Below are 14728 nucleotides of genomic sequence, written 5' to 3' on the forward strand. Positions count from 1 at the left end.
GGCAGCGGTACCCGAGCGGCCGGGGTGAACCGGCGCGAACGGATCCGGGAGGCGCGGCGCAACGGTGTGGACGCGGTGGAGGTCGCCGAGGACGGGCGGACGCTGACCGTCACCTTCCTGGGGAAGGCCCCGCACGGGCTGCGTCCGGAGAACGTCCGGATCGACGGCGGGCGGCGGATCACCGGCATCGAGGCGCTGGAGATCACGGTCGAGCGGGAGGAGGACCCCGAACTCGACGACCGGCTGGTGGTGGTGCTGGACCGGGCCGGCGACTTCTCGCCCTACCGGCTGTCGGTGGTGGAGACGGATCCGTACGGGCGGCCGGGCACCGAGCCGTTCCCGGGGTTCGACCAGCGGTACTTCTCGGCGGAGTTCTCGTTCCGGCCGAACTGCCCGACGCCGTTCGACTGCCGGGACGGACAGGACGGGAGCGGCGGCGGGGACGGCCACCAAAGCGGGGCCGGGCGGCTGCCGGCGGCCTTCCGGTCCGCGCTCGTCGTCGACTACACCGCCCGGGACTACGACGCCCTCCGGCAGGTCGTCCTGGACCGGCTGCGGCTGACGACCCCGGAGTGGGTGGAGCGGAACCCCGCCGACCTCGGCACGACACTGGTCGAGCTCCTCGCGCACACCGCCGACGAGATCAGCTACCAGCAGGACGCGGTGGCGACCGAGGCGTATCTGGACACCGCGCGCCGCCGGGTGTCGGTGCGGCGGCATGTGCGGCTGATCGACTACCCGATGCACGACGGGTGCGCCGCGCGGGCGTTCGTGACGGTGGAGGTGGTGGCGCCGCTGACGCTGCTGCCGGGGACGTTCCGGTTCGCCGCCGTCGACTACCGCTCGTACGGGCCGCGGGACCGGCCGGAGATCGGGTCGGTGATCGACGACCGGGAGCTGGCCGTACTGGCCGAGCGCGGGGCGCTGGAGGTGTTCGAGCCGGTGGTGCGGGACGCACCGCTGCGGCTGCTCCCCCAGCACCGCACCATCCGGTTGTGGACATGGGGCGGGGAGGTCTGCGGGCTGCCGAAGGGGGCGACCGCCGCCACCCTCGCCGACGGCTGGGCCGACGAGGAGGACGGGCGGCGGGAGTTGGCGCTGGCCCCCGGTGACCTGCTCCTCTTCGAGGAGGTCAGGGGGGTGCGGACCGGGACGCCGGGCGATCAGGATCCGGCGCACCGGCAGGTGGTGCGGCTGACGTCGGTCACCCCGGGCGTCGATCGGCTCGTCGGGCAGCCGGTCCTGGAGGTCACCTGGGCCGCGGAGGACGCGCTGGCGTTCCCGTTGCGGCTGGCCACCCGCGGCGGCCGGGACTGTGCGCCGGTGGCGGATGTGAGCGTGGCGCGCGGCAACGTGGTGCTGGTGGACCATGGGCGGACGCTGGACGGATACGGCGACGGGGACTGGGACGGGGACGACGGCCATGTGGGGGAGACCGTCGGCGTGCCGCCGGTGCCCGCCGTCCTGGAGTCCTGCGACCCGCCGGCGTTCGGCTGCCGGGACGGGGGGCACGGCGGCAACGAGGTCGCGCAGCTGGTGAACGACCTCGTCGACCGGGCGGAGGGCGGTCGGGAGCTGTCCGCCGACGACGTCCGGCGGCTGTTCACCGCGGTGGGGGAAGAGGCCGCCGAACGGGCCGGCATCGGGCTGGAGTCGGCGGGGCTGCGCGCCGAGCGGGTGGTGCCGGGGACCGCGTACGCGCAGGCCGCGGCGTTGCGGACGCTGCTGGCGCAGTCGGTGTACCCGGGGATCGTGCCGCGGTTCCGGCCGGTGCTGGGCCGCTCTCCGGTCGTCCAGGCGGTGCCCTTCCCGCTGCCGCGGTACGTCGCGGCCGGGCAGGCGGAGCACCTGGCGGCGATCCCGGAGCGGGTGCGGGAGCGGCTGGTGGAGCTGTGGCGCGGCGCCCGGGACCGGGACGGGCTGGACGAGGCGGAGATCGCCGAGCTGACCGTGCTGTTCGGGCTGAAGGTGGTGGAGCGCCTGGAGTTGGCCCGGCATCCGGTGCGGGCGCTGCGGGAGTTGCTGCACCGCAGTCCGCGGTTGCTGGACGGCAAGCTGCGCAGGCTGGCGGTGCTGGCGGCGCGCGCACGGGCGGGAACGGTGCTGGACGGGCGTACCGCGTGGGAGGTCGCGCAGACCTGGGGCCCGGCCTACGCGGCAGGGCTGCATCCGGACGAGCCGGTGCTGCACGGCCCGGCCGCCGCCGTCCTCCAGGACCCGCGGGAGGCCCTGCCGGCGATCCGCCTCCGGGAGGTCGCGGACGCCGACGGGCCCGACGGGGCCGGGGGCGGCGCGGCGGACGGCACCGACTGGCTGCCCCGTCGCGACCTGCTCCGCAGCGGCCCCCGCGACCGGCATGTGGTGGGCGAGTTGGAGGACGACGGGCGGCTGGCGCTGCGGTTCGGCGACGGGCGGTACGGGGCCCGGCCGACGCCCGGCAGCCGGCTCGCCGTGCACTACCGGATCGGCGGCGGTACGGCCGGGAACGTCGGTGCCGAGTCGATCGGCCATCTGGTGCTGCGGCGCGACCCGGATGAGCCGGAGGCCGCCGATCCGCCGCCGGTGGCCGGGGTGCGCAACCCGCTGCCCGCGGTGGGCGGGACGGAGCCCGAACCGGTAGAGCAGGTACGGCAGTTGGCGCCGCTGGACCTGAAGCGGACCCGGCTGCGCGCGGTCACCGCGGAGGACTACGCGGCGCTGGCCGCCGGACTGCCGGGCGTGCAGCGCGCGGCGGCGGAGATCCGGTGGACCGGCAGCGCCCACGAGGCGCACGTCGCCGTCGACGCGTACGGGACCGAGGATCCTCCCCCGGCCCTGCTGGACGCCGTCGGCTACGCACTGGAGGGCTACCGCCGGATCGGGCACGACCTGGTGGTGCGGCCGGCCCGCCGGGTGCCGCTGGACGTGGCGCTGGAGATCTGCGCCGAACCGGGGCACCAACACGGGCAGATCCTCGCCGAGTTGTACCGGGTGCTGGGCGACCGGGCGCTGTCCGGCGGCCGGCTGGGCTTCTTCCATCCGGACGCGCTGACGTTCGGGGACCCGGTGCGGCTGAGCCGGCTGGTGGCGGTGGCCGCGGCGGTGCCGGGCGTCCGGAGCGTGGCGGTGACCCGGCTGCGCCGGATGTTCCATCAGGACCAGGGGGAACGGGAGGCGGGGGTGCTGCGGCTGGGGCCGTTGGAGATCGCCCGCTGCGACAACGATCCGGACCGGCCCGAGAACGGCCGGCTGGTCATCGAGCTCGGGGGTGGGCGATGACGGAGCACGAGACGGCGGGTGGGGGCACCTTCCGCCGGTGGGGAACCGGCGGTGGCGGCGGGTGCGGCTGCGGCTGCGGCTGCGACGCGGACGGGGGCGGGGGCGGCCACGACGAGCGCCGCGCCGATCCCGGGCTCTACAACCCGCCGGGCCGCGACGCCCTGGACTACCGCGTCGGGGACCACGGTTCGTTCCTCGCGGCGATGCTGGACCGGCTCGCCTCACCGGCCTATCCGGCGCTGCGCGGGCTGACCGTCCGCACCCCCGACGACCCGTCCGTCGGGCTGCTGGACTCCTGGGCCGTGCTGGGCGATCTGCTGACGTTCCACGGCGAGCGAATCGCCGACGAGGGGTATCTGCGGACCGCCAACGAGCACCGTTCGCTGGCGCTGCTGGGGCGGCTGGTGGGGCACCGGCCGCGGCCGGGGGTCGCCGCCGACACCCATCTCGCCTACACCCTGGACCGTGATCCGCGGGCCGGTGACCTGCCGGTGGTGATCCCGCGCGGGGCGCGCAGCCACAGCGTGCCGGCCGGGTCGGACGAGGAGTCGCAGACCTTCGAGACCGACGAGGACCTGACGGCGCGCTGGGCGTGGAACGAGCTGCGGGTGCGGCACCGCCGGCCCGCGCTGCTGACCGCGGAAGATCTGGTCAAACGCCCCGAACTGCTGGTCGCGGGGACGTCCACGGGGCTGACCGTCGGCGACCGGCTGCTGTTCGACTTCGGGGCGCAGCGGGTGCTGCTGCCGGTGGCGTCGGTGCGGTCGGACCGCACCCAGGACGTGACCGGGGTGGGGCTGCCGAAGGCGGCGCCGCCTTCGCTCCCGGAGCTGGTCACCGAGTTGCGGGCGTGGATCACCGAGCCGCCACTGTCCACGGACCCGGACGACCCGGACTATCCGCCGCCGGCCACACCGCAGGCTCCCAATCCGCGGCCGGTGAGCCGGTTCGTCGCGGACTTCGACGGGCAGGTGCTGGCGCCGCTGCGGAAGGACCTGGACGGGATCGCCACCCCGGACGCGTTCGTCGCGCGGCTGGCCGGGCCGCACGAGCGGCTGGCGGAGGCGCAGGCGGTGGCGGCCGGCTATCCGGAGGTCGTCGCGTGGTTCGAGGAGCTGCAGGCGGTCGTCGGTGAACTGGCGCGGCGGGCCGGGCAGTTGGCGGGAGAGGCGCCGGAGCCGCCCGCTCCGGGGACGGAGCCGGGGAGCACCGATCCGGCCGCGACCGCGGGTCCCGCCCCGTCCCAGGAGGCCGCCGCTCCCCCGCTCCCCGCCGCCCTCGCCGCCCTCGCCACCGTCCTGCCGGCGCTGCGCACCCGGGTCGTCCGCCCGCCGTCCGCCGCCCGGGAGGCCGCCGGCGATCCCCGGCGGGCGTTCGGGGCCGGCTCGGACCTGGGCGCGCGACTGCTGTCCGCGCTCGACCCGCGGATCTCCGACGGCCTCTACCCGGCGTGGCGGCGGGCGGCCGCACCGCCCCCGGCCACCGGCACGGAGGTGACCGGGAGCACCGGGAGCACCGGCAGCACCGGGCGGGCCGCGGCCCCCGCGCAGCCGCTGCTCCGCGCCCTGCTGGCCATGCGGGTCACCGCCACCCCGTTCGGCGCGACGGCGCCGCTCAAGCCCGTACAGGACGACCGGGGCCGGGTCATCAGGACCGCGGACTGGCCGGTGACCGGGGCCGCGCTGACCACCGTACGGGTGGTGTTCGACACCGCGGGGAAGGTCCCGGTGCGGGCCGAGTTCCAGCACGTCGAGACCGGCAGTTCGGATCAGCGGGCGGAGAACCTGCCCGCCGACGCCGCCTTCGCGCTCGGTCCGGGCCGGGTCGAGCTGCACACCCGCACCGGCCAGGACCACGACCTGGGCTGGCTGGGCCGCCGCCCGGTGGACTCGCAGGAGCCGGGGACCACCGCCCGGCTGCTGGCCGGGCTGCCGGAGCGGACGCTGTTCGTGTCCCGTCCGGCGGAGGACGGGCGGGTCCACGTCTCGGTGGACAACGGGACTCCGCAGTCGTGGCTGCTGGCGCCCGGCGAGCACCGGCAGGTCACGCAGGGCGAGTACGAGCTGCGGGTGCGGGTGGCGTCCGGTGGCGAGCCGCCGGGTGTGGAGATCGGGATCGCGACGGTCCCGAAGCCGGCCGACCGGCACGTGCTCGCGCTGGACGCGGTGTACGACGCGATCACGGTCGGCAGTTGGGTCGCCGTCGAGCGGCCCCGCAAGGGCGCGGACGGCCCGGACGGCATCCCCGGCGACAAGAAGCTGGCGTTCGTCACCACCCGGGTCACCGCGGTCCGTACCGCGGTGCACACCCAGTACGGGATCACCGGTCGGGGCACGGTCCTCACCCTCGCCGACCCGTGGCTGGACGAGCACGACGTCACCCTGGACGCGATCCGCGACACCACCGTGCACGCCGCGGGCCAGGACCTGGCGCAGGCGGACGACCCGGTGGGCGAGGACGTCCACGGCGACCGGCTGGAACTCGCCGAGCTGTACGACGGGTTGCGGCCGGGCCGCTATCTGGTCGTCTCCGGTGAGCGGACCGACATCCCCGGGGTGACCGGGGTGCGGGGCACCGAGCTGGCGGTGATCGCGGGTGTGGAGCAGAGCCTGGATCCGGCGCTGCCCGGGGACCGGGTGCACACCACGCTGACCCTGACCCGCAATCTGTCGCACCGCTATCTGCGGGACTCGGTGCGGGTCCAGGGCAACGTCGTCCCGGCGTCGCACGGCGAGAGCCGCGACGAGGCGATCGGCAGCGGTGACGCGGCGCGCGCCAACCAGACGTTCGCGCTCTGGCAGTCCCCGCTGACCTGGCTGCCGTCCGACAATCCCCTGGGGGCCGTCCCGCAGCTGGAGATCCGGGTGGACGGGCTGCGCTGGCACCCGGTGGACAGCCTGGCCGGGCGCGGCCCCGACGAGCGGGTGTACGTCACCGGGACGGCCACCGGCGGCGCCTCCGGTGCGAGCGGGGCCGAGCAGGGCGGCGGGCGGACGACGGTGACCTTCGGCGACGGGGTGCACGGCGCCCGGCTGCCGACCGGCCACGACAACGTGCGGGCCCGCTACCGCTTCGGCACCGGCCGGGCCGCCGACGTCGCGGCGGACCGGATCACCCAGGCCGTCACCCGCCCGTTGGGCGTCACCGGCGTCACCAACCCGCAGCCGGCCACCGGCGGCGCGGACGCGGACGGCCCGGCGCTGACCCGGCGCACCGTTCCGCTGGCCGTCTCCGCCCTGGACCGGCTGGTGTCGCTGGCCGACTACGAGGACTTCGCGCGCTCCCGGGCGGGCATCGGCCGGGCCGCGGCCCGCGAGGTGTTCGACGGGCGGCGGCAGGTGCTGCACGTGACGGTGGCCGGGGTGGACGACATCCCGATCGCGCCGGACGCGGAGGTGCTGCGGGCGCTGCGGTCGTCGCTGGCGGAGTACGGGGACGGCCGGCTGCCGGTGCGGGTGGACGTCCGGGAGCCGGTGCTGCTGCTGTGCGCGGCGAAGATCAAGGTGGCGCCGGACCACACGTGGCCGCTGGTGGCGCCGCGGGTCCGGGCGGCCGTCCTGGCGCGCCTCGGCTATGACGGGCGGGAGCTGGGGCAGCCGGCCCAGTTGTCGGAGGTGCTGGCCGCCGCCCAGGCGGTGCCCGGGGTGGACTACGTGGACGTGGACGCCTTCACCGGCGTGCCGGCGTCCGTCACCACCGAGGAACTCGCCGCCCTGACAGGCGAGTTGGCCGGTCCACCGCGGACCCGGGTGGCGGCCCGGCTCGCCCGGTACGACGAGCGGATCCACGAGGTGCCCGCGGGCGGTACGGAGACCCTGACCGCCGTCGCCGCCCGGTACGGCATCCCGCTGGCCGAACTCCTGCGCCTCAACCCCGACCTCACCGACACCCGCCCGCTGTCCGGGGGCCGCGCGGTCAGCGTCTTCCGCGGCATCCGGCCGGCGCAGCTCGCGCTGTTCTCGCCGCGGGTCGCGGACACGCTGATCCTGACCGAGGAGATCCGATGACCACCAACAGGGAGCCGGACGGGCTCGCGGAGCTGCTCCCGCAGTGGCACCGGCTGCGGGACTCCGAGGACCCCGCGCGGGGCGAGCCCCTGCGGGCGCTGCTGGCGGTGATCGCCGAGCAGGTGGACCGGGTCCGGGACGGCGTCGCCCAGCAGTACGACGACTGGTTCGTGGAGAGCGCCGCCGAGTGGGTGCTGCCCTACCTGGGCGATCTGGTGGGCTACCGGCCGCTGCCCGGCTACGAGCGGGTGCTGGCCACCGGACTGCGCGACGGCGGGCTGCCGGACGCCTCGCGGCGGCGGCTGGCGGAGGCACTGGCGCCGCGCCGCGATGTGGCGGCCACGGTCGGCAACCGGCGGCGCAAGGGCACCCTGGCACTGCTGGAGGAGCTGTCCGAGGGGGTGGCGGGCTGGCCGGCGCGGGCGGTGGAGCTGTCCCGGCTGGTCGCGCACCAGCAGCCGGTGCGGCTCTACGGGGCGGCCACCGAGGCGGCGGACGCGCGGCGGCGCGCAAGCGGCCGGCTGGTGGACGTCCGGGACGGTGCGGCGCTGGACCTGGCCGGCGGGCCGTTCGGCACGGCCGCCCGCTCGGTGGACGTCCGGCGCGTCGCCTCCCGCCGCGCGCAGGGCGGTTGCTCGCCCGCCGGGGTCGGCCTGTTCGTCTGGCGGCTGAAGCCGTACTCCGTGACGCGGGCGCCGGCGTACTGCATCGACCGGGCCCGCAACCTCTACACCTTCTCGATCCTGGGCAACGACACCCCGCTGCTCACCCGCCCGGAGCCGGAGCCGTCGGCGACCCACCTCGCCACGGTCGACAACGTCCCGGCACTGATCACCCGCCGGCAGCTGCACGACCGGCTCGCGGACTACTACGGGCCGGGCAAGAGCTTCGTGATCCGGCGGGACGGCGCGGACCGGCCGGTCCCGCTCGCCGACGTCGTCGTCGCCGACCTGAGCCAGTGGCGCTACCGGCCCCGGCGCGGGCAGGTCGCCGTCGACCCGGAGCTGGGGCGGCTCGCGTTCGGGGCCCGGTCGGCGCCGCGGCAGGGCGTGTGGGTCGACTACCACTACGGGTTCGGGGACGACCTGGGCGGCGGGGAGTACGCCCGGGAGCGCAGCGAACCGGGCCGTCCGCCCACCGACGGCGGGGCGCGCGTCACCCCGCCGGACGCCGCCGTCTACCGGGTCGGCCCCGACGGGCCGTACCGGCGGATCATGGACGCCTACACGGCCTGGCAGCACGACCGGCGGGCCGGCCGCACCGGCCCCGACGGCCTCATCGAGATCACCCACAGCGGCGCCTACCAGGAGCAGCTGGACTTCGACCTGGAGCCGGGCGACCGCCTGGAGCTGCGCGCCGCCGAGGGCACCCGCCCGGTCATCCGGCTGCTGGACTGGTACAGCAACCGGCCGGACGCGCTCAACATCCGTGCCGCGGAGACCGCGTGCGGGCCCGGCGAACGGCCGCGGATGGTGCTGGACGGGCTGCTGGTCGCCGGCCGCGGCCTCAACGTCACCGGCCCGCTGGGGTCGCTGGTGCTGCGGCACTGCACCCTCGTCCCGGGCTGGTCGCTGGAGCCGGAGTGCCACCCCGCCTCCCCCGAGGAGCCGAGCCTGGTCCTGGACCGCACGACGGCCTGTGTGGAGATCGACCGGACGATCCTCGGCACCATCGAGGTGATCGGCGACGAGGTCGGCACCGATCCGCTCCCGATCCACCTGCGCGACAGCATCCTGGACGCCACCGGCGCCGACCGCGCGGCACTGTCCGCGCCGGACTGCCGCCACGCGCACGCGGAGCTGTCCGTGCACCGCACCACGGTCCTCGGCGAGGTGCACGTCCACGCGGTGCGCCTCGCCGAGAACAGCCTCTTCACCGGGCGGCTGCACGTGGCCCGGCGCGGGGTGGGCTGTGTGCGGTTCAGCTACGTCCCACCGGGGTCGCGGACCCCGCGCCGGTACCGCTGCCAGCCCGACCTGGTGGGCCCCGCGGACTCCGCCCGGGTCCGGCCCCTGCTGCGCGGCGAGCGCTACGGGACGCCGTGGTACGGGCAGTTGGCGGCGGGCTGCGCCGAGGAGATCGTCCGCGGCGCGGAGGACGGCGCCGAGCTGGGCGCGTACCACGACCTCTACCTGCCGCAGCGGACGGACAGCCTGCGGGCCCGGCTCGCGGAGTACACCCCGGCGGGGACCGACGCGGGGATCGTGTTCGTGACTTGACCCACCGCCCGCCCCACTCGCCGCCCGAACGCCCGACCGAACGCCCGTCCGGCGGAACCCACTTGAGCACCACCACCGCCCACCACCGACCGTCGAAGCTTCCGTACGAGGGGACCCCTTCCATGCACGCTGACCTCTCCCGCATCACCTACCGGCCGGAGCGCCACTACTCCGCGGTGGTGGCGCAGCAGGGCCGGGTCCAGCTGGACGCCGACGCCAACGAACAGACCGCGATCCAGCTGTTCCAGGCCCGCTCCCTGGCCGCCGACCTGATCGGACCGCACGGCGGCCCGCAGGGCACCACCGGCTTCAAGATCGAACTCCGGGGCGGTCCACGCGAGTTGGACGACCTCGTCATCCGCGGCGGCCGCTACTACGTCGACGGGATCGCGTGCGACGCCACCCGCCCGCGGCCCGGCACACCGGTGCCGACCGCCACCGGCCACAAGGAGGCCGACGACGAAGCGGGCGCCCCCTCGGGGAACGCGGACGGCCCCGCCGAGCCCGCCACCCCCGAGACCTGGACGTACTGGGACCAGCCGGACGGCTTCCGCGACCCGGAACGCCCCGGCGACCGACTGCCCTCCCAGTTCCCCTACCTGGTCTACCTGAAGGTGTGGGAGCGGCTGGTCACCGCCGCCGAGGACCCGGCGCTGCGCGAGGTGGCGCTGGGCGCCGCACTGCCGGACACCGCGGCCCGCACCAAGGTGGTGTGGCAGGTGCTGCCGCTGCCGGCGTCCGCACTGGGCCTGGACGGCGACAACCCGCCGGCCGGCGAGATCCGCACCGCCTTCGACGGCTGGGCGCAGCAGGCCGCCGCCCCCGCCTGCCGGCTGGCGGCGCGCAGTGAACGCCCCGACCACGCCGACGACGACCCCTGCCTGGTCGCCCCCGAGGCCCGCTACCGCGGCCCCGAGAACCAGCTCTACCGCGTCGAGGTGCACGACGGCGGCGCCGCGAAGGACGCCACCTTCAAATGGTCCCGGGAGAACGGCTCGGTCACCTTCCCGGTCGACGAACTCGACGGCACCTGGGTGGAGTTGGCGTCCCTGGGCGGCGACGACAAGCTGTCGCTCCAGGTCGGCGACCTGGTCGAGTTCGTGGACACCGGCTACACCAGCCGGGGCGAGGCGGCCCCGCTGCTGCGGGTGGAGGAGGTCGACCTGCCCGGCCGCCGCGTACGGCTCTCGGACGAACCGGCGCCGCACGTGGGCCGGCGGCCCGAACTCCATCCGTTCCTGCGCCGCTGGGACCACCAGGAGGCGGGGCGGAAGACGGTGCGCCGCGGCGACCGCCCCGGGCGGCTCCGGCACGGCGCGGTCCCGGTGGAGGAGGGCGGCTGGCTGCCCCTGGAGGACGGCGTCGAGGTGTACTTCGAGACCGGCGGCGCCTACCGCACCGGCGACTTCTGGCTGATCCCGGCCCGCACCGCCACCGGCGGCGTCGAATGGCCCACGGACCCGGCGCGCCGCCCCCTGCTCCAGCACCCGTCCGGGATCGCCGTGCACTACGCGCCGCTGGCCTGGGTCCACGGCGAACAGGCCGTACCCGACCTGCGGTTGGCGTTCCCGCGGCTGGCGACCGTCATCCCCGCGGCGGACGCCGCGACGCTGGACGCGGAGGCCGCCGCGGAGGCCGCGGACGAGGGCGGTCCCGGGACGCTGTCGGCCGGCACCGGGGGCGGATCCGGCCCGGCGCACCCCCGGTCGCAGACCACCGCGGAGGCCGAAGCGCAGGTGGACGAGACCGGAGCGGCGGGCTGATGGCGACCCCGCTGACCGGAAGTCAGCTGCTGGCCGCGCTGCGCGCGGAGGGGCTGGTCGTCCACGAGGTCCGCGACTGGCGCCGGCACAACCGGAACACCAAGGGCGGATGGGGCCCGGTGCACGGGGTGGTCGTCCACCACACCGCCACCGAGGGCACCGACACCTCCGTGGACCTCTGCTACGACGGGCGCCCGGACCTGCCGGGCCCCCTCTGCCACGGCGTGATCGACAAGGCCGGCGAGGTGCACCTGGTCGGCAACGGCCGCGCCAACCACGCCGGCCTCGGCGACCGCGACGTCCTCCAGGCGGTGATCGACGAGGAGGAGCTCCCCAAGGACCGCCTCGCCGACACCGACGGCAACCGCAACTTCTACGGCTTCGAGTGCATCAACCTCGGCGACGGCCAGGACCCGTGGCCGGATCCGCAGCTGCTGGCGGTGGAGAAGGCCGCGGCGGCGATCTGCCGGGCGCACGGCTGGGGCGAACGGTCGGTGATCGGCCACAAGGAGTGGCAGCCGGGGAAGATCGACCCGCGCGGCTTCACGATGGACCAGCTACGGAAGCGGATCCAGGACCGACTGTCCCGACCCCCCGAGGGCCCACCGCCCCCGGCCCCACCGAACGGGGGCGACGGGAACGGCAGCGGTACCGGTGCTGGGACTGGCACTGGTACTGGTACTGGTGCCGGTACCGGTACCGGCAACGACGGCACCGGAATCCCTCCGGCCGTCCCACCCATGCCGCAACACCCGCCCTACGAACCCTTCCCCGGCGGCGAGTTCTTCCGGTCCGGCGCCCGCGGCCCGGTCATCGCGGCGATGGGCGAACGCCTGATCGCCGAGGGCTGCGACCACTACCGCCGCGGCCCCGGCCCGGACTGGAACGACGCCCACCGCAAGTCCTACGCCTCCTGGCAACGCAAACTCGGCTTCCACGGCAAGGACGCCGACGGCATCCCCGGCCGCCTCACCTGGGACCGCCTCCACGTCCCCAACACCCACTCCACCCCCGGCAACCCCTAAACCGGTCCCACTCCACCCCTGACAACCCCTGAGCCGGTCCCAACAACCGGGCCCCACTCCCAACAACCGGGCCCCACTCCCAACGCCCCGGCCCCCTACCAAGACCGACGCCGCTACCCCAGCCCGGGAATACCTCCCCCACCCCACCCGTTGTGGCCCCGCAGGGGGCCCTCGCACCCCCTAGGGAATCCGTTCCCCTCCCACCTACGGGAAAAGGGCCCTCCCCCACTCACGGGAAACGGCCCCTCACACCTACGGATCACACTTACGCATCGCACCTACGGAAAAGGCCGGGTGCCCCTCCCCCACAGAGGGCCACCCGGCGTCTTTCACTCGGCGGGGTGAGGTGATCCCCACATCACCCCGTCCGCCTCATCCGGCGTCCCGGGTGCCCGGGTTCCGACCGCCGCCGCGGCCGGTCACCGGTGCACACCGTGTTGGCTGCCGGACGGTTCAGAGGCCCTGCACAGGGAGGGCGGGCACCGCCGGGATGTTGGCGGCGTCGGTCAGGTCGGCCAGGTTGGCGGGCACGGCCGGGGTCAGGCCCTTGGCGCCGGCGACGGTGGTGGTCGCGGTGCCCTTGGCGTCCGTCACCACCACGGTGACCAGGCCCTGCGCGAACGGCACGGCGTCGCTGCCGACACCCTGCGCGAGCACGGTCGCCTGCCCGGCGACACCCTGCGCGAACGGCACCGCCGAGCCCTGGACGCCCTGGGCGAAGAACTGGACGCGGCCGCTGACCACGGTCGCGAACGGGGTGGCCTGGCCCGCGGCGTCACCGGCGAGCGCACCGACGTTGCCGACCGCGCCCTGGGCGACCGGCAGCACCTTGGCGACCGCCCGGCCGGCGACCGGCGGCAGCACGTCGGCGGAGGTGCGGTCGACGATCGGACGCGCGGTGGTCAGGGCGCCCTGGGCCTGCTTGGTCAGCTGCTCGGGACGCACACCCGCACCGGCCAGACCGGCCAGCAGGTTGTCGGCCGAGCCCGGGGCCTTGGGCAGGCCGGGGACCTTGGGCAGCGCCGGGACGCCCGGGAGGCCCTTGGGCAGACCGCCGGGCAGCTTGGCGGCGGGCACGCCGGGGACGGCAGGCAGCTTCGGCAGGGCGGGCAGCTTGCCGTTCACCAGCGCGCCGGCCTTGCCCAGGTCCGCGGTCCCGGCAACCTTGGTGACCTGCTTGACGGCCTGGGTGGCCTGCTTGGTGTCAACGGCCTTGCGGACGTCACCGGTGTTCGCGCCGGGCAGCTCGGCACCACCGACGAGCCGGCGCACGCCGTCCACGACGCCGCCGACCTGCGGCAGCTGACCGGTGGGCAGCCGGTCGGCCGACACCCCGCCGCCGAGCGCCCCGGTCGCCTTGCCGGCCACGCCGCGCACGGTCTTGGTGGCGGTGCCGGCGGCCTTCTGGACGGTGCCGGTGACGGCGCCGGTGGGCAGGTGCTGGGCGGCACCGGTGACCGTGCCGACGGCCGGCAGGTCCGGGGTGGCCGGCAGCTCGGCGGCGTTGGCGGCGACGGAGCCCAGGGCCCACAGGCCGGTGACGGTGGCGGCGACGGCGATGGAACGGCGGATGTTCGAGCGCATGGTGGTGATGTCCTTCGAATTCGTGAGGTTCAACGGGCAGACCTGTGCCACCCCCGCGTGGCAGGTCTTGTCAGACGCGGAGCGGGTCTGCCCTAGCCGGGGAATTCGAGGATTTCTTCGGCCCGGCGGCGCGTCGGGGCGCCGTCGGCCGTACGGACGCCACCGGGCAGCAGCCGGAAGCGCGGGGAGTCCGCCGCAGCGGCGGCGTGCCGGTCCCCACCGCGGGGACCGTGGCCGTCGCCCGCGGTGTGCGCGGGCGGTGCGGCCGGGCCCTGCGGGCCCTGGCCCGGCAGGCCGTGGTGGCCGGCGTCCCGCTGCGGATGCGCGACGGGGCGGGGCTGTGCGGCGGCCGGGTGGTGCGGTGCGTCACCGCAGTGCGCCGGGCGGAACAGGTGCGGCACGGCCGGTCCGTCGCCGGTGGCCGCGGCCCCCGCGCCGGCCGGGGCGCCACCGGGCACCCCGCCGTGGGTGGGCGTACCGCCGTCGCCGGGCCGTCCCGGGTGGGTGCCGGCGGGGAGGTGGACGGGCAGCGCACCGCTGACCGTGTCCGCGATCCCGCCGATCTCTCTGACCACGCCGGTCACGCCGTCCACCGGGCCGGTGAGCCGGCCGGTGACCGGTGCGGCGGCCTGCTCGGCGGGGCGCACCGCGCCCTCGACCTCGGCCGCCGCGGTGTCCGTGCGGCGGGCGAGTGCGGTGCCGTCCGCCGTGCCCTGCCGCGCCAACGCATCCCCGGACTCCGGCAGTCGGCCGGTGTGCTGCGGGATGGTGGCGCGGTCCGGGGCCTGGGCCCCGGCCAGGGCGGCCGCGGCCGGGTGGCCGTCGGCGGCGTGTGCGCCGGTGCCGTAGGCGACGCCCAGGAGGACGAAGCC

At 76.1% G+C, this 14728-nt stretch carries 6 protein-coding genes and 1 pseudogene; 5 read left to right on the forward strand and 2 right to left on the reverse strand.

What is annotated here, in order from left to right:
* The first annotated feature begins 24 nt into the window (after nt 1–24).
* From CG747_RS43975 to CG747_RS43995, 5 genes are all read left to right on the forward strand, one after another.
* Nucleotides 25–3258 (forward strand): putative baseplate assembly protein, encoded by a 3234-nt coding sequence (locus tag CG747_RS43975; protein WP_100607492.1) that lies wholly within the window; start codon nt 25–27, stop codon nt 3256–3258.
* Nucleotides 3255–7265 (forward strand): putative baseplate assembly protein, encoded by a 4011-nt coding sequence (locus tag CG747_RS43980; protein ID WP_100607493.1) that lies wholly within the window; start codon nt 3255–3257, stop codon nt 7263–7265. The genes CG747_RS43975 and CG747_RS43980 overlap by 4 nt, the downstream gene beginning before the upstream one ends.
* Entirely contained in the window at nt 7262–9484 is a 2223-nt protein-coding gene (locus CG747_RS43985; protein WP_100607494.1) for a hypothetical protein, read from the forward strand. The genes CG747_RS43980 and CG747_RS43985 overlap by 4 nt, the downstream gene beginning before the upstream one ends.
* A 122-nt stretch (nt 9485–9606) precedes the next feature.
* On the forward strand, nt 9607–11247 hold the full coding sequence (locus CG747_RS43990) for a DUF6519 domain-containing protein (protein WP_100607509.1): 1641 nt from the start codon (nt 9607–9609) through the stop codon (nt 11245–11247).
* Nucleotides 11247–12272, forward strand: a complete 1026-nt coding sequence (locus CG747_RS43995) for a peptidoglycan-binding protein (protein WP_100607495.1) — start codon at nt 11247–11249, stop codon at nt 12270–12272. Before CG747_RS43990 ends, CG747_RS43995 begins: the two co-directional genes overlap by 1 nt.
* A gap of 453 nt (nt 12273–12725) precedes the next feature.
* Here CG747_RS43995 and CG747_RS44000 read toward each other — a convergent pair whose 3' ends face one another.
* Both CG747_RS44000 and CG747_RS44005 read right to left on the reverse strand, forming a co-directional pair.
* Entirely contained in the window at nt 12726–13889 is a 1164-nt protein-coding gene (locus CG747_RS44000; protein ID WP_257981168.1) for a hypothetical protein, read from the reverse strand.
* Nucleotides 13890–13948: 59 nt separating this feature from the next.
* Nucleotides 13949–14728: pseudogene (locus CG747_RS44005) on the reverse strand (hypothetical protein); the annotation flags it as partial.

It is taken from the genome of Streptomyces sp. CB02959, from assembly GCF_002803155.1.
GTDB lineage: Bacteria > Actinomycetota > Actinomycetes > Streptomycetales > Streptomycetaceae > Streptomyces.